General features: G+C 44.0%; 21 protein-coding genes. 20 read left to right on the plus strand and 1 reads right to left on the minus strand.

Annotated elements, in window-relative coordinates; genetic code table 11:
- The first annotated feature begins 5 nt into the window (after positions 1 to 5).
- Positions 6 to 758, plus strand: a complete 753-nt coding sequence (locus HNR44_RS03800; protein WP_184402764.1) for a 16S rRNA (uracil(1498)-N(3))-methyltransferase — start codon at positions 6 to 8, stop codon at positions 756 to 758.
- Positions 759 to 763: 5 nt separating this feature from the next.
- The gene (mtaB, locus tag HNR44_RS03805) at positions 764 to 2,107 is read left to right on the plus strand and encodes a tRNA (N(6)-L-threonylcarbamoyladenosine(37)-C(2))-methylthiotransferase MtaB (protein ID WP_184402765.1); all 1,344 of its coding nucleotides are present in this window, start codon (positions 764 to 766) and stop codon (positions 2,105 to 2,107) included.
- Between the two features lie 179 nt (positions 2,108 to 2,286).
- Here mtaB and HNR44_RS03810 read toward each other — a convergent pair whose 3' ends face one another.
- Positions 2,287 to 3,216, minus strand: a complete 930-nt coding sequence (locus HNR44_RS03810) for a Na/Pi symporter (protein ID WP_184402766.1) — start codon at positions 3,214 to 3,216, stop codon at positions 2,287 to 2,289.
- 215 nt (positions 3,217 to 3,431) lie between these two features.
- Here HNR44_RS03810 and rpsU point away from each other — a divergent pair, with 215 nt between their 5' ends.
- From rpsU to HNR44_RS03900, 18 genes are all read left to right on the plus strand, one after another.
- Entirely contained in the window at positions 3,432 to 3,605 is a 174-nt protein-coding gene (gene rpsU, locus HNR44_RS03815) for a 30S ribosomal protein S21 (protein ID WP_184402767.1), read from the plus strand.
- Positions 3,606 to 3,972: 367 nt separating this feature from the next.
- Entirely contained in the window at positions 3,973 to 5,292 is a 1,320-nt protein-coding gene (locus HNR44_RS03820; protein WP_184402768.1) for an NfeD family protein, read from the plus strand.
- A gap of 36 nt (positions 5,293 to 5,328) precedes the next feature.
- A complete protein-coding gene (floA, locus tag HNR44_RS03825) occupies positions 5,329 to 6,336 on the plus strand; it encodes a flotillin-like protein FloA (RefSeq protein ID WP_425489438.1) in 1,008 nt (335 codons plus the stop codon).
- Between the two features lie 29 nt (positions 6,337 to 6,365).
- The gene (locus tag HNR44_RS03830; protein WP_184402770.1) at positions 6,366 to 6,911 is read left to right on the plus strand and encodes a hypothetical protein; all 546 of its coding nucleotides are present in this window, start codon (positions 6,366 to 6,368) and stop codon (positions 6,909 to 6,911) included.
- A gap of 126 nt (positions 6,912 to 7,037) precedes the next feature.
- On the plus strand, positions 7,038 to 7,322 hold the full coding sequence (yqfC, locus tag HNR44_RS03835) for a sporulation protein YqfC (RefSeq protein WP_184402771.1): 285 nt from the start codon (positions 7,038 to 7,040) through the stop codon (positions 7,320 to 7,322).
- Between the two features lie 9 nt (positions 7,323 to 7,331).
- On the plus strand, positions 7,332 to 8,534 hold the full coding sequence (gene yqfD, locus HNR44_RS03840) for a sporulation protein YqfD (RefSeq protein WP_184402772.1): 1,203 nt from the start codon (positions 7,332 to 7,334) through the stop codon (positions 8,532 to 8,534).
- A 5-nt stretch (positions 8,535 to 8,539) separates the two neighbouring features.
- Entirely contained in the window at positions 8,540 to 9,514 is a 975-nt protein-coding gene (locus HNR44_RS03845; RefSeq protein ID WP_184402773.1) for a PhoH family protein, read from the plus strand.
- A 35-nt stretch (positions 9,515 to 9,549) separates the two neighbouring features.
- The gene (locus HNR44_RS03850) at positions 9,550 to 11,676 is read left to right on the plus strand and encodes an HDIG domain-containing metalloprotein (protein WP_184402774.1); all 2,127 of its coding nucleotides are present in this window, start codon (positions 9,550 to 9,552) and stop codon (positions 11,674 to 11,676) included.
- The gene (gene ybeY, locus HNR44_RS03855) at positions 11,673 to 12,131 is read left to right on the plus strand and encodes an rRNA maturation RNase YbeY (RefSeq protein WP_184402775.1); all 459 of its coding nucleotides are present in this window, start codon (positions 11,673 to 11,675) and stop codon (positions 12,129 to 12,131) included. Before HNR44_RS03850 ends, ybeY begins: the two co-directional genes overlap by 4 nt.
- A 61-nt stretch (positions 12,132 to 12,192) precedes the next feature.
- Positions 12,193 to 12,516, plus strand: coding sequence for a diacylglycerol kinase family protein (locus HNR44_RS03860; protein WP_425489439.1), 324 nt, complete (start codon positions 12,193 to 12,195; stop codon positions 12,514 to 12,516).
- Positions 12,517 to 12,544: 28 nt separating this feature from the next.
- Complete coding sequence (locus HNR44_RS03865) at positions 12,545 to 12,937, plus strand: cytidine deaminase (RefSeq protein WP_184402777.1); 393 nt, start codon at positions 12,545 to 12,547, stop codon at positions 12,935 to 12,937.
- Positions 12,930 to 13,829, plus strand: coding sequence for a GTPase Era (gene era, locus HNR44_RS03870; protein WP_184402778.1), 900 nt, complete (start codon positions 12,930 to 12,932; stop codon positions 13,827 to 13,829). The genes HNR44_RS03865 and era overlap by 8 nt, the downstream gene beginning before the upstream one ends.
- Before the next feature lie 424 nt (positions 13,830 to 14,253).
- Positions 14,254 to 14,415, plus strand: coding sequence for a YqzL family protein (locus HNR44_RS03875; protein ID WP_184402779.1), 162 nt, complete (start codon positions 14,254 to 14,256; stop codon positions 14,413 to 14,415).
- Between the two features lie 222 nt (positions 14,416 to 14,637).
- On the plus strand, positions 14,638 to 15,396 hold the full coding sequence (gene recO, locus HNR44_RS03880) for a DNA repair protein RecO (RefSeq protein ID WP_184402780.1): 759 nt from the start codon (positions 14,638 to 14,640) through the stop codon (positions 15,394 to 15,396).
- Between the two features lie 393 nt (positions 15,397 to 15,789).
- Positions 15,790 to 16,680, plus strand: coding sequence for a glycine--tRNA ligase subunit alpha (gene glyQ / locus HNR44_RS03885; RefSeq protein ID WP_184402781.1), 891 nt, complete (start codon positions 15,790 to 15,792; stop codon positions 16,678 to 16,680).
- Entirely contained in the window at positions 16,677 to 18,755 is a 2,079-nt protein-coding gene (glyS, locus tag HNR44_RS03890) for a glycine--tRNA ligase subunit beta (protein ID WP_184402782.1), read from the plus strand. Before glyQ ends, glyS begins: the two co-directional genes overlap by 4 nt.
- Before the next feature lie 130 nt (positions 18,756 to 18,885).
- The gene (gene ccpN, locus HNR44_RS03895) at positions 18,886 to 19,536 is read left to right on the plus strand and encodes a transcriptional regulator CcpN (RefSeq protein ID WP_184403543.1); all 651 of its coding nucleotides are present in this window, start codon (positions 18,886 to 18,888) and stop codon (positions 19,534 to 19,536) included.
- Complete coding sequence (locus HNR44_RS03900) at positions 19,533 to 20,348, plus strand: pyruvate, water dikinase regulatory protein (RefSeq protein WP_184402783.1); 816 nt, start codon at positions 19,533 to 19,535, stop codon at positions 20,346 to 20,348. The genes ccpN and HNR44_RS03900 overlap by 4 nt, the downstream gene beginning before the upstream one ends.
- The last annotated feature ends 362 nt before the right edge of the window (positions 20,349 to 20,710 follow it).

Genomic DNA, 20,710 nt, shown 5'->3' on the forward strand with positions numbered 1-20,710 from the left:
GTGAAATGCAAAGGTATTTCGTACCGGATGAGCAATGGTCAGGACAAAAGGTAACACTGAAAGGGGAGCAGGCGCATCATATCGCACGTGTGATGCGTAGGAACGTTGGAGATGTTATCATTTGTATTGATGAACATGGTAAAGGTGCTTTAAGTCGCCTGAACCATATTCATCCTGATGAGATTACCTGTCACGTAGAAGAATGGTTAACGGCGGATACTGAACTCCCTGTACATATTACGGTTGCACAAGGAGATCTTAAAGCGGATAAATTGGAATGGGTAGTTCAAAAAAGTACGGAAATGGGCGTCTCCAAACTGATAAACTTTCCCGCTGCTCATTCTGTTGTCAAGTGGGACGAAAAGAAAAGCGCGAAAAGAAAAGCACGTTTTCAAAAAATAGCCCGGGAAGCCGCGGAACAATCCGAACGTTTTATCATCCCTGAGATCGATCGAAAGGAATCACTCAAACAGATCATAGAAAAAGCATCAACTTATCAGCATAAATGGGTTCTTTCAGAACAAAGTGCAAGAAATGGGGTACATCATGGTTTGAGCACTCACATCCACACGGTGCAAGATGCAGAGCAAATTTTTCTCGTATTTGGTCCTGAAGGCGGGTTTTCTGCTAATGAACATGAGGAATGTCTCCGTGCAGGTTTTGTACCTATAAGTTTAGGGCCTAGAATTGTACGAGCAGAAACGGCACCAGTGGCGGTACTCGCCATGTTGGTTTATCAATTTGAATTAACGAGGTGAAAAAAATGTCTACTGTTGCTTTTCATACCCTTGGATGTAAAGTGAACCATTATGAAACTGAAGCCATCTGGCAGTTGTTTAAAAAAGCAGGGTACGAACAAACAGAATTACGGGCAGACGTGTACGTGATCAACACCTGCACAGTTACAAACACCGGGGACAAAAAAAGCAGGCAAGTGATTCGCCGCTCGATCCGTCAAAACCCGGATGCTGTGATTTGCGTCACGGGTTGTTACGCGCAAACCTCCCCGGCAGAAGTTATGAATATCCCGGGAGTAGACATCGTGGTGGGCACGCAGGATCGTGCAAAGATGATTGATTATATTGAGGAATTTAAGCGTTCCCGTGAGCCGATCAATGGTGTGAGCAATATCATGAAAACACGCGTCTATGAGGAATTGGACGTCCCAGCATTTACGGATCGGACGCGAGCAAGTTTGAAAATACAGGAAGGATGTAATAACTTTTGCACATTTTGTATCATTCCATGGGCTCGCGGTCTATTGCGGTCCAGGCAACCGGAAGACGTATTGCAGCAAGCGCGGCAACTCGTTTCTGCCGGATATAAGGAAATTGTTCTTACCGGGATTCATACGGCCGGATACGGGGAAGACTTTAAAGATTATAACTTCGCGGCTTTACTGCGTGAACTCGAACAGCTAGAAGGGCTCAAGAGGCTGCGGATTTCTTCAATCGAAGCCAGTCAAATCACCGATGAAGTGGTGGATGTGGTACGTAACTCTAATACAATTGTGAACCATTTCCATATTCCTCTACAAGCTGGATCAGACACCGTCCTTAAACGGATGAGAAGGAAATATACAACGGCTTACTATTATGAAAGGGTACAACGCTTGAAAGACATCTTTCCAGATCTTGCTATCACGACTGATGTTATTGTTGGCTTTCCAGGCGAGACTGATGAGGAATTTAACGAAACATACGATTTTATCCAGAACTTGCAGTTTTCCGAGATCCACGTATTCCCCTATTCAAAACGTACAGGAACGCCAGCTGCCCGCAGGGAAGATCAAGTCGACGATGAAGTGAAAAAGAAACGCGTCCATCAATTAATTGCCTTGTCTGAACAGCTGGCTAAAGATTACGCATCTGAACATGAAGGTGAAGTCGTGGATATGATTCCAGAAGAAATTGATAAGGAAGATCCGGATAGCGGTATGTATACCGGCTACAGCAGCAACTATCTTAAAATTAAAGTACCAGCATCGGACGATTTGATCGGAAAAATCGTACGTGTAAAAATTACAAAGGCTGGATATCCCTACAATGAGGCTGAATTCGTTCGCGTCCTTGAAGGGGCGGATGAAGCAAAGAAAATACAGGCATAGTCCCCAAAACGTCGGGGAAAGTTTCTCGAGAGAGGATTAATGCTTTTCTAGAGCAAATCCGCTTATGCCCTTACACGCGAAGCTACATTTTTTCAAACGACTCCGCGCTTTTGAATACACCCGCGTCATAGAAGAGCAACAAGGCATGAAGTCTTGTTGCTCTTATTTTTTAAAATCACTTATGCGGAGCGTCCCGTCAGCCGTTCGACAAATGTTGCAAATGGATTCACAAATGGTAATAGCAATAATGAACAGACAAGATTGAAAACGACTGACGCATGGGCCACCTGTGCGGCCGGATCAGCGGTTAACGCCATGATTGCAGTTGAAAAAATGCCTATGACAGGAACAAAAAGCAAGACCCCGCCAATATTCAGGAAAACATTTGCGAGTGCTGTTTGCATCGCCCCGCGTTTTGCGCCAAGCGCTGCAAGGACAGCTGTTAAACAGGTACCAATATTTGCCCCCATCATGATGGCAATCGCTCCGTCTAAATTAATGAGGTCATTTACGTACATTTGAATCCCAATCGCCACTGTCGCTGTACTTGATTGAATAATAGCCGAAATAATCGTTCCACCCAAAACAGCTGTACCGACTGGCAATCCATCGCGTTCCAGCAACCATTCAGCCCACCCCTGGCCGGTAAGCTCTTGGCCCCAGGTGCTCATACCGTCCATAGCAAGGAACATGCAACCTACACCACAGAAAATCGTACCTGCCAAAAATAGCTGCTTCCATCGGGTGAGTAAACAAATGACGCCTGCACCGATCGATAGAAGGCCAAGGGTCTCTCCGGAAAACACAAGAATTTCTAATGTCAATGTCGTGCCGACATTACTGCCGAGCATAACGCCGATGGTTTGCCGGAAAGGGATAATTCCTGCGGCCACAAGACTCACCGCAAGTACCATAACGGCGGAACTGCTTTGTAACAATGCCGTTACGATGAAACCGATGATAAAGCCGGCAAATGGATGAGATGTGCTGTTCATAATCATGGTACGAACATGTTTGGGTGGAGATTGCCCAAGGCCTGCCCGAATCAGCGCAACCCCGAATAGAAATATAAAGATGTACACAATCATAATTAATAATGAATAATCCATCGCTCGTCCCCCGTGATCCATATGTATGGTTGTCTTTCTATACTTATGTTTAAAAAGCGTTCAAAGTATCGAGGTTGGAAATGGAAAAGCAGATACACCTTGCATTTTTTCAATCTTTGTTTTACAATTTCTTATAAATGAGCTTACTTGAACTTTCATAGGTTTGGACAAGGTAAGTCATGATTGTGAGCGGTTGTGCGGAGGGAGGGATTCAAATGGCTGAAACTCGTATACGTAAAAATGAGTCACTCGATTCAGCTTTGCGTCGTTTTAAGAAAGATGTTTCTAAGGACGGCACACTGGCGGAAGTCCGCAAACGTAAACATTATGAAAAGCCAAGCGTAAAACGAAAGAAGAAATCAGAAGCAGCCCGTAAACGGAAGTTCTGATTTTATTTATGCAGGCATATCACCCTCGGGACTAATCCCGGGGGTTTATTTGTTTGGCGTATTCCCCATTATCTACTGAAACTTCATCAGCTCACCATTCGTACATAGAAAAGAAATACTTTTCAGTTAAGCAGAAATGTATTCAAGTTTATTTTCTTGTACACACTCCATAATTTTGATTTAATGGAGGTAAATAGGCGGATGACAGCGTTTTGTGTAAAATGATGTTCGAAGATAAGACCTCTATGAGGAGGATGTTCAAAAATCCGAGAAAAATGGCGGTTGTAAAGCGCTCCAAACACTATATTTATTCGAACGCCTCGGATCTTTTTGTGTCCTTTATACGAATTAGAAGGGAAGTGAATGAATGGGGAAAAATGTACGGATCGGTTTTTTTCTGCTGTTAATGATTGCGGCAGCAGCCATGATGCCGCTTTTTTCAAGTGCGCAAGGGCAAGATTCCGTTCATTTCATTCCTGTTGAGCAGACGGTTGAGCGTGGATTGGAGGCTTTTCTTGATCGTTCGATTGATGAAGCGGTAGAAGAGGGTGCCGATCATGTCGTCCTTGAGATTGATACACCTGGGGGAGCGGTGGATGCAGCAGGGAACATCGCTGAAATCATTCAGAATGCGGAGGTCGACGTTACAGCATATGTTACCGGTGATGCGTCCTCTGCAGGTGCATACATTGCACTCAACGCAGACTATATTGTGATGGATCCAGGCGCGTCAATGGGTTCTGCTTCAGTGGTGGATGGTTCAGGAAATGCAGCAGAAGATAAAGCACAAGGAGTCTGGATTTCGAACATGGAGAACGCCGCTGAACGGAATGATCGGGACACGGAATACGCGAGGGCAATGGTAGACCCCTCTGTGGATGTTGAGGAAGGAAGGGAGGGCGGTGTGTTAAACCTGACGGCGACTCAAGCTATGGATGTCGGCTATGCGGAAGCAATCGTCGATGATCGCGATGAATTGTTAGCTTTAGACTTCATCGACATGGAAGGCGCTGAACAAGTGGAAGCAGAAGTAAGTCTTGCTGAACAGGTGACACGTTGGATTACCAACCCCATGGTTATCCCTCTCTTGCTAAGCGTGGGAGGCATTGGTCTCCTTTGGGAGCTTTTTTCACCGGGATTTGGGCTCCCTGGACTCGTCGGGTTAGGCTCTTTAGGTTTGTTTTTCTTCGGTCATATGTTTGCCGGCTTTGCAGGGATGGAAGCGATTATTTTACTCATTTTAGGATTGATCTTAATTGTCGTCGAAGTCGCTTTTACAGGATTTGGTTTATTTGGATTGCTAGGGGTGGCATCCATTATCGGAAGTGTATTTTTAGCATCGTTCGATACAACCCAGATTTTGGTTTCTGTCTTCATTGCCATGGTGCTTGTCTCGGTTGCTGCCGTTTTACTATTTAAGTATTTTGGTAAAATAGGGTTTATGCAAAAGTTAGTATTGAGTGACACGTTTGGTACAGACGAAGGATATATTTCGAGGAGCGAGCGACAGGATCTTGTCGGACAAATCGGTCGATCATTAACCCCCTTGCGGCCTTCGGGGCTGATGTTTATTTCTGGAGAGCACTTCGATGTTGTTACTGAAGGAAATTACGTAGAGGAGGGAAGCGATGTTAAAGTGATTTCCGTATCTGGCTCGCGTATTGTGGTCAGAGCCGTGGACCAGTAGAATGTAAAGGAAGGTAAGTAAAAGGAGGAGTTTTTGTTGCCAACAGAAATTATTATTGTTATAGCGATAGCGATAGGAATTATCGTTTTAGGGATATTATTTACATTTATCCCGATTAATTTGTGGATTGCTGCCCTTGCAGCGAATGTAAAAATCGGTATCTTCCAGCTCGTCGGAATGCGTTTGCGCCGGGTTGTTCCTAGACGCGTCGTTAACCCACTGATTAAGGCGAAAAAAGCAGGCTTAGATTTACACCTGAATAAGCTGGAAGGCCATTACCTTGCAGGCGGGAATGTTGATCGTGTGGTCAATGCACTTATTGCGGCGCACCGTGCCAATATTGAGCTGAGCTTTGAACGCGCAGCAGCGATCGATTTGGCTGGCCGTGATGTACTCGAAGCTGTGCAGATGAGTGTTAATCCAAAAGTCATTGAAACGCCTTTTATAGCTGGTGTGGCAATGGATGGAATTGAAATCAAAGCAAAGTCACGGATTACCGTACGTGCAAATATCGATCGCCTCGTTGGGGGTGCAGGTGAAGATACAGTGATTGCCCGTGTAGGTGAAGGGATCGTTTCAACGATAGGTTCCAGTGACGATCATAAGGCAGTGTTGGAGAATCCGGATATGATTTCACAGACGGTTCTAAGTAAAGGACTCGATTCGGGCACGGCTTTTGAGATTCTTTCCATTGATATTGCTGATATTGACATCGGTAAAAACATTGGTGCCGAGTTACAGACCGATCAAGCCGAGGCAGATAAGAAAATTGCACAGGCAAAAGCAGAAGAACGTCGTGCAATGGCTGTAGCCAAGGAACAAGAAATGAAAGCAAGCGTTGAGGAAATGCGTGCTAGAGTTGTGGAGGCAGAAGCCGAAGTACCGATGGCAACGGCAGATGCACTGCGTTCTGGAAACATCGGCGTAATGGATTACTATAATATGAAGAACGTGCAAGCAGATACAGATATGAGAGATAATATTGGAAAAGCGACGGATGATAATGAGGAAAACGAAACGCCCCAAGATCCCTCCCGACGCTAAGGACTCGAGGTAAGAAAGGGGGCTAAGCCTTGGATTTTGTGTTTCTTATGATTCTTATTTTCATTGCTTCTGCCATTTTTAATGCGATTAATAACTCGCAGCAAAAAAAAGGCTCAGAGGATGAAAAACGATCACGACCGGGGACGGGATCGCCCGTTTCCCCTTCATCCAATGAAGAGAAGGAAGGTCAAGACCGGCCGTGGGGTGATCTTCGAAAACAGTTTGATGATATGGCGGAGCACCCAACCAAACGAATGCCGAGGGCAGAAGCTGAAATTCACCGTGAAGAACAAAATTCCAATGACAATGAGATGAGTAACGCTCATTCGGAATATGAACAACAAAAAGAGAGAATGCAACGGAAAAAAAGAGAAGCGGAAAGGCGGTTGCAGCAAAATACGGATGTTTCCACACCTTCCTCCGAGAATCAAAATCGACATCGTCAGGAACTGCAAACAACGTCATTTCAGGATCTATCCAGCAATGATGTTGTCAAAGGTGTGATCTGGTCCGAAGTTCTAGGTGAACCAAGATCCCGTAAGCCGCATAAAACGAATCGTATGGCACGTAGGTGATGAAGGGCGCGAATTCCGCGCTCTTTTTTTAATGCCTGCTTTGATAAAATTTTCAACATTCGAAAATCTCCGTTTCCCGTGATAGAGAGCGAAATCTGTACATAGGTATAGACGAGGAGGGATCCCATGAAGCGACTATCGAGACGAGTCAACAAGTGGCTTACAAGAGGAATGGAGGTTCCGGCAGATGTCACGATGGGTGTCCCAAGGGTAACCATGATCGGACATCTCCATGTTTATATAGAAAATCATCGAGGGATTCTTTCTTTTTCTCACCAGCGTGTTCATCTTCGTCTTGCCGAAGGAGAGCTGGAAGTTACTGGGGAGAACTTGATTATTAAAGCGATCTTGCCGGAAGAGTTGATCCTCGAGGGGACGATTCAGCAAGTTACACATAAAGGTGGGGAGTGAGGGGGCTTTATGTTTAAGAAAAACCCAGACTGGCTAGGCTTAGTAGAGATGAAGGTTGAAGGGGATCATCTTGAATCATTTATAAATCAATGCGTAGCAAATAAGGTCGTTTTATCAGAAATCAGGCGGACAAGCAGAGGAGATAAACTGCAGGCAACGATACGAATCTCAGATGTAAAATCGTTACGCAAGGTTGCAAAAGAGACGAACGTGTCCGTTCGTTTTGGTAGACGCAGAGGATTTTATGTCATTCGCTGGTTGGGACAGAGGCGATTTGGCTTTGTTTTTGGAGCCCTTGTCTTTTGTGTACTTCTTATTTTACTCTCTCAAATGGTGTGGCGAATTGATATTGAAGGGGCTTCCCCTGGAATTGAACATGAAATCAGGGAATGGGCTACTGAAGTAGGACTGGAGCCTGGACAACCCCAATGGCAGCTGCCCCCAGAAGCTGAAATCCAGCAGAGAGTGACTGAAGAAGTTCCTGGAGCGACGTGGATTGGAGTGGAAAGGCGGGGGACATCCTATCACTTTCACGTAGTTGAACAGCACTTAGCTGAGGAAGAAGAGCACGTCGATCCCCGGAACCTGGTAGCTGCGAAAAACGGGGTGATCCGTGATATATTCGTTGAACACGGGTCTGCTGAAGTGAGCCTGAATACGTACGTAGAACGAGGTGACGTTCTTGTTTCTGGACGGATTGGACGCGAGGAGAGTGATGAAGACGAAAGGGAAGAAATCGCGGCGATCGGGGAAGTACGTGCGGAAACATGGTATCGCGGGACCATTGCGTTACCGTTTAAGATAAGTGGAGAAGTTTTTACTGGAGAGCGCACTCGAAGCCTTGCATTACAAATGTTTGGAGAGGAATGGTTGTTTTGGGGACAGAATGCAGAAAGATTGTATGAAAATTATGAGTCAGAAACGACCCAATTGTACATTCCGTTATATTTTGTAGATATTCCATTACCGATTGAACGTACAAGCTATGACGAAAAAGTGATTGTTGAACGATCATATGAGGAAGACGAGTTAATAGAGATCGCTAAACACCTGGGTCAACGACAATTACTGCGATCCCTTGCTAGTGATGCAGAGGTCATTTCCGCAAATATTTTACAGGAACAAACAGACAATGGTAAAGTAAAATTGTCGATTCATTACGAAGTAGAAGAGGATATCGCTATAGAAGCGCCTATCACACAAGGAGATTGAGTAATGTGACAGATCGAAAAGTCATTGATTTACACGTGCAGGATACGGCTGAACTCCAAACGCTCTTCGGCCCTAATGATGTTCATATCAAGCGTGTGGAAGAACTATTGCAAGTCTCCATTGTTATTCGCGGAGAAGCTCTTGTTGTAAGTGGAGATGAGGAAAGCATCGCAACGATCGAGCGCGTAGTTGCACAATTAGTGCAACTCGTTCGTAGAGGAACTGCACTGAGCGAACGCGATGTGATCTACGCCATTCAGCTGGATCAGCAGGGGCAGCTCGACAAGTTGTCCCACATCTATCAGGAAACGATTGCTACGAACGTAAAAGGAAAGCCGATTACAGTCAAAACACTGGGGCAACAAAGCTATGTCAGTGCGATTCGTAAATACGATATGGTATTTGGGATTGGTCCAGCAGGGACCGGTAAAACGTATTTAGCGGTTGTCATGGCAGTTGCCGCTTTAAAAGCAGGGGATGTACAACGAATTGTACTTACCCGTCCAGCGATCGAAGCAGGCGAGAATTTAGGTTTCTTACCTGGTGATTTAAAGGAAAAGGTTGACCCTTATTTACGTCCTTTGTATGATGCACTCCATGATATTTTTGGCAGTGAACATACAGGAAGGCTAATGGAGAGGGGGACCATTGAGGTGGCGCCTCTTGCATATATGCGGGGACGTACACTTGATGATGCTTTTGTTATATTAGATGAAGCCCAAAATACAACACCGGAACAGATCAAAATGTTTCTGACAAGACTAGGGTTTGGGTCTAAAATGATCATCAACGGGGATTTGACACAAATTGATTTGCCGAAAGGTAAAACATCCGGGTTGAATACTGCTATTAGTACGGTTGAGGATGTGCGTGATATCGCAATAATCTACCTGCAAGGGGCTGATGTTGTCCGTCATACGCTTGTCCAACGTGTGTTGGAAGCCTATGAAAAACATGAGGACAACCCCTCTTCCAAGTAGGGTGAAGAGAGTGGAAGAACAGGAGTTGAAACCAAGTGGCAGAATATACATCAAAAAATAAGACGAAACGCTGGTCTTTCGGTAAGAATCGTAATACTATGCGCCTTTGTTTATTTTTGTTACTCGGTATTATCCTGTATGCATCTATGTTTGACAACATCCAGCCAGAGGAGCTGGATGTTGCCGTCTCCGAACCTGCCCCTGAAGATATTCGTTCCCCGGTCACTGTTGAGCATGAGGCTCAAACCCAAGCCCGCGAACAAGAAGCATTGGAATCACTGGATCCCATCTATGTTCATCGCAATGATTATGCACAAATACAAATAGAGAAAGTGAATGCCATTTTTGACATGGCTTTAGCCCTTCAAGAAGATGCAGATGTAGGTACAAACGATCAAGTATCGTACATGCAGGACGTGATTCATCAGGACGTGGAGCAGACGTTATCAGAAGAAACGCTTGAAACATTGCTTACAATCAGCGAGGAACAGCTTTTCATGGGTCGTGATGTTGCTCGAAATGCTGTAAATGAAGTGATGTCTGAGGATATCGCTGTTGATGATGTTCCTGCTGCCAGGGAGGAAGCAGAGGAGAGAATTTCTCGGTCCATGGGAAGTGCAAGGATGCAAGAAGCGCTTTCTGAGATTGTGAATCATATTATTACCGCTAACTATATTTATGACGATGAAGCAACGACACAGCGGCAGGAAGAGGTGCTCGACGAGGTTGAACCTGCGCTAATTCGAGAAGGAGAATTACTTGTTCAAGAAGGGGAAATCGTTAGTCATGAAACCTATGATCAAATCAGTGCTACGGGCTTACTAGATGAGGACTCTTCTTGGTATCCTTATATGGGACTGTTCATGTTTGTCGTTATAATGGTCGCTATGACGGCCCTGTACGCAGAACAATCGAGTACTCCGCTTAGATATAGCAACCGGACGCTTCTCCTATACGTTATTGTTTTTTTTATCACATTGGCTACGATGAAATTAGTGAGTGTCTTGCAACTGCTTGAGATTGATGGCATTCTTTGGGTTACCCCTATAGCGCTGGGGACGATGTTACTCGCCCATTTACTTGCCTATCGGGTTGCTATCTTTTCCAGTGTTTTGTTTGCCTTGGCAGGCAGTGTAATTTTTAATGATGCAGCTGCTGGTACTTTTCATGCAACATTTTTAAGCTATGCGTTGTTCAGCGGGCTGGCAGGTGCGTTTTTCATTGGAAAAATCCCTCGTATTTCTAAGGTTTTACAATCGGGCGGATTTATTGCGATCTTGAATGCGGCTACCGTTACAGCTTTTCATTTTTTCAGTAGCTCTCAGTTTGAAGCATCCAGTTATGGGCTTGAAGTGAGTTTTGCATTAGGTTCGGGAGTTCTAGCCGCGGTTTTAACGTTAGGGTTGGTCCCATTTTTCGAGACCGGGTTCAATATTCTTACGCCTACCAAGTTAATCGAACTTTCGAATGCTAACCATCCTCTGCTTCGAAAGGTATTATTAGAAGCCCCTGGCACGTATCACCATAGTGTCATGGTTGGTAACTTATCGGAAGCTGCGTGTGAGGCGATTGGGGCAAACGGTTTACTGGCCCGCGTAAGTTCCTACTACCATGATTTAGGGAAAACGAAACATCCGCTGTATTTTATAGAAAACCAACTACAGACTGAGAATCCTCATGATCGTCTATCACCTGAGGTGAGTAAGCGCATCATTATAGATCACCCTTACGACGGGGCAAAAATACTTCAAGATCACAATATGCCTAAAGAGATCATTGACGTTGCAAAAGAACATCACGGGACAACGCTTTTGAAGTATTTTTACCATAAAGCAAAAGAACAGGGGATGGAACCGAAGGAAGAGGATTATCGGTATCCTGGGCCTAAGGCGCAGTTTAAGGAATCCGCGGTCATTGGGATTGCTGACGGTGTTGAAGCGGCTGTTCGCTCCATGGGGGCCCCAACAGCAGACAAAATCGAGAAACTTGTGAACCACATTATTCGTGAGCGGTTGATTGACGGCCAATTTGACGAATGTGATATTACATTGAAAGAGCTGTCAATAGCAGCGGGCACAATGTGTGAAACGTTACAGGGAACATTCCATTCACGGATTGAATACCCAGATGACGAAGATGAAAAGGAGAAAGATTCGATATGACGATTGATGTTCATGATGAAACGGGGGAGATGACAGAAAAACACGTAACTCTTGTGACTATCGTGTTACAATCAGCTCAGGATCGTCTTCATCTCCATAAGGATACGGAATGTTCGTTGTTATTTGTCGATCAAGCAACTATACAAGCGTTAAACCGGGATTATAGAGGTAAAGATAAGGTAACGGATGTTCTGTCTTTTGCATTGAATGATGAGGACGGTTTTGAAATCGCCCAAGATGAGCACATTCTTGGCGATATTGTTCTATGTGTAGAAAGGGCACGGGAACAGGCAAGGGAATATGGACATTCATTTGAGCGTGAGCTTTGTTTTTTAGCGATTCACGGCTTGCTGCATTTAATCGGGTATGATCATGGAACAGCCGAAGAAGAACAGGAGATGTTCACGCTTCAGGAGGATTTATTAAAGGCTTATGGGTTGGAGAGGAAACCGTAAACGAAGAGGAGCAAGGCGTTTACTTTGGTCATTTATATTCGCCGGCAGGGGCCTATGGTATGTGGTTAAATACGAACAAAATATGGCGATACATATGTTCATCACCATCGTGGTTTTCATTCTCGGTTTCATCGTCGGTTTAACACCGGTAAAATGGGCCATTCTGTTAATGATCATCGGTGGAGTGATTGCGTTGGAAATGGTGAACACGGCGATAGAAAGGGTAGTAGATATGGTTAGTGCTGATTACCACCCACTCGCTAAAGTCGCCAAGGACGTGGCTGCTTCTGCCGTTCTTATTTATAGTATGATCGCAGTTATCGTTGGTATTCTTATTTTTTATGAACCTATAATGACCATCTTTGGATTTTTAACGCGAGGCTGAATAATCTCTACGAAGAAAGGTGAGACGTATGGAACGATTGGTAGAGAATGCAAAGGAAGCACGAACATCGGCTTATGTCCCTTACTCAAATTTTCAAGTTGGTGCATGTGTAGAGACGGTAGATGGAACGATTTATGGAGGTTGTAATATCGAAAACGCCTCGTACGGGTTGTCAAACTGTGCCGAGCGGACGGCCATATTCAAAGCAGTCGCAGCGGGGGAGACCCACTTGAAGAGGGTAGCGGTTATTGCTGACACAAAAGACCCTGTATCTCCGTGCGGTGCATGCAGACAAGTCATGATGGAATTTATGGATAAAGATGCTGAAGTTATTCTTACAAACCTCAGCGGGGACATCAAACAAATGACGGTAGCGCAGTTGCTCCCTGGTGCATTTGAAGCGGGGGATATGGATGAGTGAAGAATATCGTTCTGGTTTTGTCGCTTTAATTGGGCGTCCAAATGCTGGAAAATCAACATTATTAAACCAGGTTCTGGGCCAGAAAATCGCGATTATGAGTGATAAAGCACAAACAACACGAAATAAAATTCAAGCGGTACATACCGAAAAGAATGGTCAAATTATTTTTGTCGATACACCGGGCATTCATAAACCGAAGCATCAACTTGGAGACTTTATGGTAAAAACAGCGCTCGATTCATTGGCTGAAGTGGATCTCATCCTCTTTTTCATCGATGCATCCGAGCCTTTTGGCCGAGGCGAACAGTTCATTCTCGATGCTTTACAAAGTGTCAATACCCCGGTGTTTCTAATCATGAATAAAATTGATAAAATCCATCCAGATCGAGTGCTTGAACGCATTGATGAATATCGGCATTACCATTCGTTTGCCGAAATCTTTCCGATATCCGCATTGCAGAATCAAAATGTAGAACCGCTTGTAACCAGCATTTACAGCTATTTACCGGAAGGCCCGCAGTATTATCCCGAAGATCAAATCACCGATCATCCTGAACGTTTCATTATGGGTGAGCTCATCCGGGAAAAAGTTCTTTGGCACACCCGTGATGAAATCCCTCATTCCATTGCAGTCATCATTGATGATGTAAAGGAACGTGAGAATCGTAAAACGTATGTACAGGCTACAATCGTCGTTGAGCGGGATTCACAAAAAGGAATTATCATCGGACGGAAAGGTTCAATGTTGAAGACCATTGGTGAGAAAGCAAGAAAAGATATTCATGTCCTTCTTGGCACGGATGTTTATCTGGAATTATGGGTGAAGGTGCAAAAGGACTGGAGGAACAAAGGTCGCTTCCTTCAAGAACAGGGGTATACGGATAAGGAATAGCTTTCCCCTAAACGATCATAGCGGCGCATCACGATTGAGTGAAGCGCCGCTTATTTTAGTTCCAATGGGTATGGTAAAAAACCGACGATGATACCGACTCCTATCGCGATCAAGGCTCACACTTTTTGAGGTGTAGCCAGTGCAATCAATTAGTATGGTAGTGAAAATTGCAAAGTATATGCCTGGAGGTTCAGTTTAGGCACTACTATTGTTGTATTTGCGCGAAACAGCAGTGATCTCCCCGAAACCATTGAGTTTTTCAATTCTGCACATTATAGTCAAAGAAGAAAGAGATTGTATATTCCAACAGAAGAACATACAAGAAAGCCTTTAAATTCCATAGAAAATTTTCTCTGTTATGAGTGGACGTGTATTTGCTCATTCTAAAGAAAGAAATAAACAATTAATGAGAGGGGAACTACAGATGTTAAATTATTATTGGAAATTATTTTCTCTCACTGGTGACCTTGATACGTATTTAAAACATAAGGAATATGAACGTATGAGTGAAGACCCACTACAACAGGTGGAAGATGAATCGTTAAAAGATTACAGGGTTTCTGGACAAGAAAGTCCGCGGCTATAGCCGCGAAGCAAAAGAATGGCTGCCCAAGAGTTTGCATCCTTGATTGACTGTAGTAAAGCAGCTCATGAGGAATGAGCGAACATCCCTAATTGGTATAAAATTCGGAAAAAAAAGCAATGCCCTGCACTTGGAATCTCTAAAGAAGACCTCTTCTTACGTTTAAGATGGAACGGTCGTATGATATGATAAAAGAGAGATACGACGTTCGGAGTGTGCATTTTTATGCTTGAAAAAACCGAAGGCATTGTGATCCGCACGGTGGCGTATGGTGAATCCCATCTCATACTCACTGTTTTTACGAAAGAGCGAGGGAAATTAGCCTTAATGGCGCGCGGAGCTAAAAAAACGAAAAGTCCATTTGCTGCAGTTGCTCAATTATTTTCATATGGACAGTTTCAATTCCATTATCGCTCGTCCATGAGTACCCTTTCCCAAGGGGAAGTCATAGAACCCTTCCGACAAGTGCGGGAGGATATTGAAAAGACCGCCTTTGCAGCTTACATTTGCGAGCTGTTAGATGGCGTAACCATTGAGCGTGAGGCGAGTCCCTCACTATTTACTCTCGTCCTCACCCTCCTTCGTTTTTTTGATAAAGGCGAAGAGGACCCTGAAGTGTTACTGCGAATGTTTGAGTTAAAAATGACGTATCCGGCGGGCATCAAGCCTGAGTTAGATCGCTGTGCACGTTGTAGAAAAACAGAAGGGGATTTTTCTTTTTCTGTAAACGAAGCTGGTTTTCTATGCGAACAGTGCAGTGTTTTTGATGCGCACCGCTTTTCGCTGGAACCTAAGCATGTACGGTTGCTCAGGCAATTGTATTATTTGGATCCAGAGCGGCTGGGGCACATTTACGTAAAAGCAGAAACAAAAGCTTTGCTGCAGGAGATTCTTCAGGCTTATTATGATACATACTCAGGGTTATATCTTAAATCGAAACACTTTCTTGATCAGTGGCAGAATTGGAAGCCAAAAGGATCGTGAAGGTTGACAACAGCAGTTGTTTTACAGTATGCTTTTGCTATCAATTAGGATAAGAAGAAAACGTGACAAAGCTGTTTTTGATATACACTAAAAATAGAATGAACATCGATACAATGAAGAAGAGTAGTACTTGGATATCGGCAGAACATAGCGATGCGGGATGGTGAAAGCCGCAGCTGCCATTCTTTGGAAGGCACTTCGGAGTATAATAAACAAAGAGGTATTCGTGTGGGGAGCACGGATACAATTAGGGTGGAACCGCGGGAAAAACTCCCGTCCCTACGTTCGTCTTTCGATGAGCAGGGATGGGAGTTTTTTCGTGCGATCAAAAGGAGACAAAGACGAAGGCTTTGGTTTTCGATATTCTTTCACAAAATTGAAGGGAGATTCTACATGAATGTACAAGAAGTAATTCTACATTTGCAGGACTATTGGGCCAAGAAGGATTGTTTTATTATGCAGCCATATGATGTTGAAAAGGGTGCAGGGACGATGAATCCGATGACTTTTTTGCGTAGTATCGGACCTGAGCCGTGGAATGTGGCGTATGTGGAACCATCCAGGCGCCCTTCTGACGGAAGATATGGAGAAAATCCGAACCGCCTGTACCAACATCATCAGTTTCAGGTGATTATGAAGCCGTCTCCGGATAATATTCAAGACTTGTACTTGGAAAGTTTACAAGCATTAGGGATTAAACCGGAAGAACATGATATTCGATTTGTTGAAGATAATTGGGAAGATGCGACCCTTAACGCCTGGGGATTGGGCTGGGAAGTGTGGCTCGATGGTATGGAAATTACGCAATTTACCTATTTCCAACAAGTAGGTGGACTTGATGCGGACCCCGTCGCGGTTGAACTTACGTACGGGATCGAGCGGCTCTGCTCGTATATTCAAGACAAGGAAAATGTGTTTGATCTCGAATGGCAAGACGGGTTTACGTACGGTGACATTTTTTATCAACCGGAATATGAACATTCCATGTATACCTTCAACATTGCGGATCTCGATATGTTAAAACAATTATTTATTACGTATGAAAAAGAAGCAGGACGTGCATTGGAAGAGGGACTTGTTTTCCCAGCTTATGACTATATTTTAAAGTGTTCTCACACGTTTAATTTGCTTGAAGCCGGGGGAGCGATTTCAGTAACCGAACGAACGGGTTATATAGCAAGAGTACGGAAGCTGGCAAGAAAATGTGCGTCTATCCATTATGCAAATCGCGAGAAACTCGGGTTCCCGCTCTTAAAAGAGGCAAAGGAGGATGCAGGATCATGACAAATCCTTTTCTACTTGAGATCGGTGTTGAGGAAATGCCGGCAAAGTATATTGATGAAGCGCGTGAGGAACTACGTGCGAAGCTGGAACAATGGCTGAACGATCATCGTTTGTCGTACGGCCAGGCCCATGCGTTTTCAACACCGAGACGTTTGAGTGTGATCATTGAAGAATTAGCTGAAGAGCAGGAGAATATGGTTGAGGAAGCACGGGGCCCTGCCCTTTCGATTGCAAAAAATAATGAAGGGGATTGGACGAAAGCAGCGATCGGTTTTGCTCGTGGACAAGGGGTTGACGTCAGTGATCTCGTCGAAAAAGAAACCGAACAAGGAACGTACGTCTTTGCACAAAAAGAGAAAAAAGGCCAGTCGACAGCTAATTTGCTTTCGAATGCGGTCGCGCTGTTAACGACACTCACTTTCCCAAAAAGCATGCGGTGGGGGAGTGAACGTCTGCGTTATGTCCGGCCGATTCGCTGGATTGCTGCGATGTATGGAGAGGCGGTCATTCCTTATGAGGTTGCCGGTGTTCAAAGCGGGCGGCAGATCGAAGGACATCGCTTCTTAGGAAATACAGTAGTACTTGACCACGTCCATGATTATGAGCAGGGACTGTTGCGTGAGCACGTGTTGGTTGATCCTGAAGTGCGAAAAGAAGCGATTCGTGACCAACTTAACATGCTTGAGGAAGAAAAAGACTGGAGCATTGAAAAAGATGAGGATTTACTGGAGGAAGTGAATAACCTTGTTGAGTATCCAACGGTTTTAAACGGTACGTTTGACGAACGTTTTTTAACGCTTCCTGCAGACGTATTAATTACGACCATGCGTGAGCATCAACGTTACTTTGCTGTGCGGGATAACGAGCAGAACATCCTCCCCTTTTTTGTCACTGTACGTAATGGTGATCATCGACATTTGGAAAACGTGCAGAAAGGAAATGAAAAAGTATTACGCGCTCGTCTCTCTGATGCTGTCTTTTTTTACCAAGAAGATCAAAGGCGGTCGTTGGAACATTTCCTGGAAAAGCTTGATCACATCGTTGAACACGAGAGTATTGGAAGCCTTGGCGACAAGCGTAAAAGAACAGCTGGTATTGCGCGAAAACTTGCCCTTCGTGCTGGCTTTCATGAACAGGAAGTTAGCGATGGAACGCGCGCAGCCCATTTGTTAAAGTTTGATCAGTCCTCTCATATGGTCGATGAATTCCCGGAGCTTCAGGGAATTATGGGAGCGGATTATGCATTAAAACTAGGAGAAAAGGAAACAGTGGCGAGTGCCATCAAGGAGCATTATTTGCCTCGTTTTAACGGCGATGATCTGCCGAGTTCGGACGTGAGTGCGCTTGTAAGTATGGCAGATAAGTGGGATACAATCGTTACGTCTTTTGCTATCGGGCTTAAGCCAACCGGTTCACAAGACCCTTACGGCTTGCGGCGCCAGGCAGCTGCGATTGTACAAATGGTTGATCATTATGATTTCCCCGTATCTTTCGAGGAGATGCTCTCTGTTGTCATTCAAGAAGTCGAGGAAGCAGGTTTCAGTGTGAATGTTTCCGAGGTATTCACAGACGTGAGTGATTTCTTCTCCCTGCGATTAAAGGCATTGTTGTCTGAGAGAGGGATCGCCTACGATGTCATTAACGCTGTGCTATTCAAGCCTTATGGTCGTTTGGACACGTTACTTGAAAGAGCAGTATTTTTACAGGATATGTATGATTCTAGTGAAATGAAAGAAGTAGCAGAAGCGCTCGGGCGGGTAAATAATATTGCTAAAAAGGTCGATGCCCCCAACGTTTCAGCCCCAGAACCTGAAGTGTTTGAAAAGGATGAGGAAACAAAGCTCTATCATCATTATGAGGAACTCAAAGAGGACTTTTCTGATTTACTAGAGAAAAAGGAAATCACAAAAGCATGGGAGAAATTAGTGGCTCTAGTCCCTGTAATTCACCATTACTTTGATTGCATTATGGTGATGAGTGATAATTCACGATTACGGGAGAACCGGCTGAACCAAATGGCACATCTATCCATGGAACTTAATCGGTTTGCCCGTTTTCAAGAACTTGTACTATAGGGGTGTTTTGATAGTATAAAAAAACGAGGCTTCCGCCATAAAGATCTTATGGGAAAGCCAAGTTTTTCTACTATTTTCCGCTTAAAAGTTCGACTAAGGTTAATTGGGGGAATAAAGGCGGTGAGAAACGATCGAATTAACTGGACGGCAAGAACGCATTCTAGAGATTGTTAAAAATGAAGGGCCGATTACCGGGGAACAGATTGCTGAGCATCTTTCATTAACAAGAGCAACGTTACGCCCTGATTTAGCGATTTTAACGATGGTCGGTTTTCTTGGGGCAAGACCGCGAGTTGGATATTACTACACAGGGAAAACTGGCACGGAAGTTCCAATGGAACAAATTAAAGAGCTGAAAATAAAAGAATATCAATCCATTCCTGTTGTTGTCGGTGAATCTGATTCTGTTTATGATGCCATCAGTGCGATGTTTCTTGAAGACGTGGGGACGTTATTCGTCGTTGATGAATCCTCTCATTTGGCAGGTGTACTGTCGCGAAAAGATTTACTGCGGGCAAGTATTGGAAATCAAGATTTAGAATCCATGCCCGTAAGTATTATAATGACGAGAATGCCAAATATTACGGTTTGTAAAAAAGACGATTTGTTAATCGAAGTTGCTAGCCATTTAATTGAACGACAAATTGATGCGATTCCGGTAGTGAATGAAAAAGAAAACAATCGTTACGAAGTGGTTGGACGTGTGACCAAAACAACAATGACGAAAGTACTCGTTCATCTCATTCATTCGGAACTGCCACAGGGAGGTAAACGTTCATGAATACTTTTCAACAACACCCGATTGTCTATGTGGTTTCCGATTCGGTGGGGGAAACGGCTGAACTTGTAATTAAAGCTGCTGCTAGCCAATTTGGAAATACTTCGATCGAGGTACGCCGTATCCCTTATGTGGAAGATAAAGCAACGATCAACGAAGTGGTGGCTATCGCCAAGGATGTTGGGGCTATGATTGCTTTCACACTCGTTGTCCCTGAAGTGAAGAACCACTTGATTACAACAGCGGAACGAAAAAAAGTTGAAACGGTAGACATTATGGGTCCGATTCTTGATAAATTAACAAGTCTTTTAGAATTACAGCCTAAATATAAACCGGGTCTCGTCTATCGTTTGGATGAGGAATATTTTCGTAAAGTAGAGGCCATTGAATTTGCAGTTAAATATGATGATGGAAGAGATCCCCGGGGCGTATTAAGTGCGGACATTGTCCTTATTGGCGTATCTCGTACTTCAAAAACCCCACTCTCTCAATATTTGGCACACAAAGGCTTAAAAGTGGCCAACGTTCCTATCGTTCCCGAGCTGGAGCCGCCAGAAGAATTGTTTCGCATTATGCCTGAAAAATGTATCGGGCTTCAAATCAGTCCGGAGAAATTACATGAAATACGCTCCGAGCGTTTGAAATCATTAGGGCTGAAAAAAGAAGCCAATTATGCGAGTATGAAACGTATTCATAACGAATTAAGTTATTCAGACAAGATCATGAAAAAAATCGGCTGCAGCGTGATCGATGTCTCCAACAAAGCCGTTGAGGAAACGGCAAACGTGATTTCGAATCACTTTACACGGAAATAAGCTTGAAAAATCTCAACCTAAACTTATTTTCAAAAAACATCATCAGTCATAAATGGATGTGAAGGCTGAACGACATTACAAAGCTTTTCTCGTTTGCTCATCCATTCCTGTTTATGATGCTTCTTTTTCATTTAGAGTCGTTATTATTGGTTTCTTAAACTCAAAATAAATGTATCGACATTTATTTGCACTTTTTGATATAATCATATAGTCAGTCTACGATAATTTTGTTATACTAGCTAAATATGTTATTTACATTGCACCTTGAAAAGAATCGAGTCGTTTGAGGAGATGCAGAAAAGTTTCCCTAGTACCATTGAACATCTCTATAAAGGGTTTTGCGAACTTGTAGAAAATGTTTG

The organism is Geomicrobium halophilum, assembly GCF_014207655.1.
Classification (GTDB): domain Bacteria; phylum Bacillota; class Bacilli; order Bacillales; family Marinococcaceae; genus Geomicrobium; species Geomicrobium halophilum.

What these genes read in the sequence shown, in the direction of transcription:
- HNR44_RS03800 (WP_184402764.1), top strand. Translation starts at nt 6, where the DNA reads ATGCAAAGGTATTTCGTACCGGATGAGCAATGGTCAGGACAAAAGGTA.
- mtaB (WP_184402765.1), top strand. Translation starts at nt 764, where the DNA reads ATGTCTACTGTTGCTTTTCATACCCTTGGATGTAAAGTGAACCATTAT.
- HNR44_RS03810 (WP_184402766.1), bottom strand. Translation starts at nt 3,216, where the DNA reads ATGGATTATTCATTATTAATTATGATTGTGTACATCTTTATATTTCTA.
- rpsU (WP_184402767.1), top strand. Translation starts at nt 3,432, where the DNA reads ATGGCTGAAACTCGTATACGTAAAAATGAGTCACTCGATTCAGCTTTG.
- HNR44_RS03820 (WP_184402768.1), top strand. Translation starts at nt 3,973, where the DNA reads ATGGGGAAAAATGTACGGATCGGTTTTTTTCTGCTGTTAATGATTGCG.
- yqfC (WP_184402771.1), top strand. Translation starts at nt 7,038, where the DNA reads ATGAAGCGACTATCGAGACGAGTCAACAAGTGGCTTACAAGAGGAATG.
- yqfD (WP_184402772.1), top strand. Translation starts at nt 7,332, where the DNA reads ATGTTTAAGAAAAACCCAGACTGGCTAGGCTTAGTAGAGATGAAGGTT.
- ybeY (WP_184402775.1), top strand. Translation starts at nt 11,673, where the DNA reads ATGACGATTGATGTTCATGATGAAACGGGGGAGATGACAGAAAAACAC.
- HNR44_RS03865 (WP_184402777.1), top strand. Translation starts at nt 12,545, where the DNA reads ATGGAACGATTGGTAGAGAATGCAAAGGAAGCACGAACATCGGCTTAT.
- era (WP_184402778.1), top strand. Translation starts at nt 12,930, where the DNA reads ATGAGTGAAGAATATCGTTCTGGTTTTGTCGCTTTAATTGGGCGTCCA.
- HNR44_RS03875 (WP_184402779.1), top strand. Translation starts at nt 14,254, where the DNA reads ATGTTAAATTATTATTGGAAATTATTTTCTCTCACTGGTGACCTTGAT.
- recO (WP_184402780.1), top strand. Translation starts at nt 14,638, where the DNA reads ATGCTTGAAAAAACCGAAGGCATTGTGATCCGCACGGTGGCGTATGGT.
- glyQ (WP_184402781.1), top strand. Translation starts at nt 15,790, where the DNA reads ATGAATGTACAAGAAGTAATTCTACATTTGCAGGACTATTGGGCCAAG.
- glyS (WP_184402782.1), top strand. Translation starts at nt 16,677, where the DNA reads ATGACAAATCCTTTTCTACTTGAGATCGGTGTTGAGGAAATGCCGGCA.
- HNR44_RS03900 (WP_184402783.1), top strand. Translation starts at nt 19,533, where the DNA reads ATGAATACTTTTCAACAACACCCGATTGTCTATGTGGTTTCCGATTCG.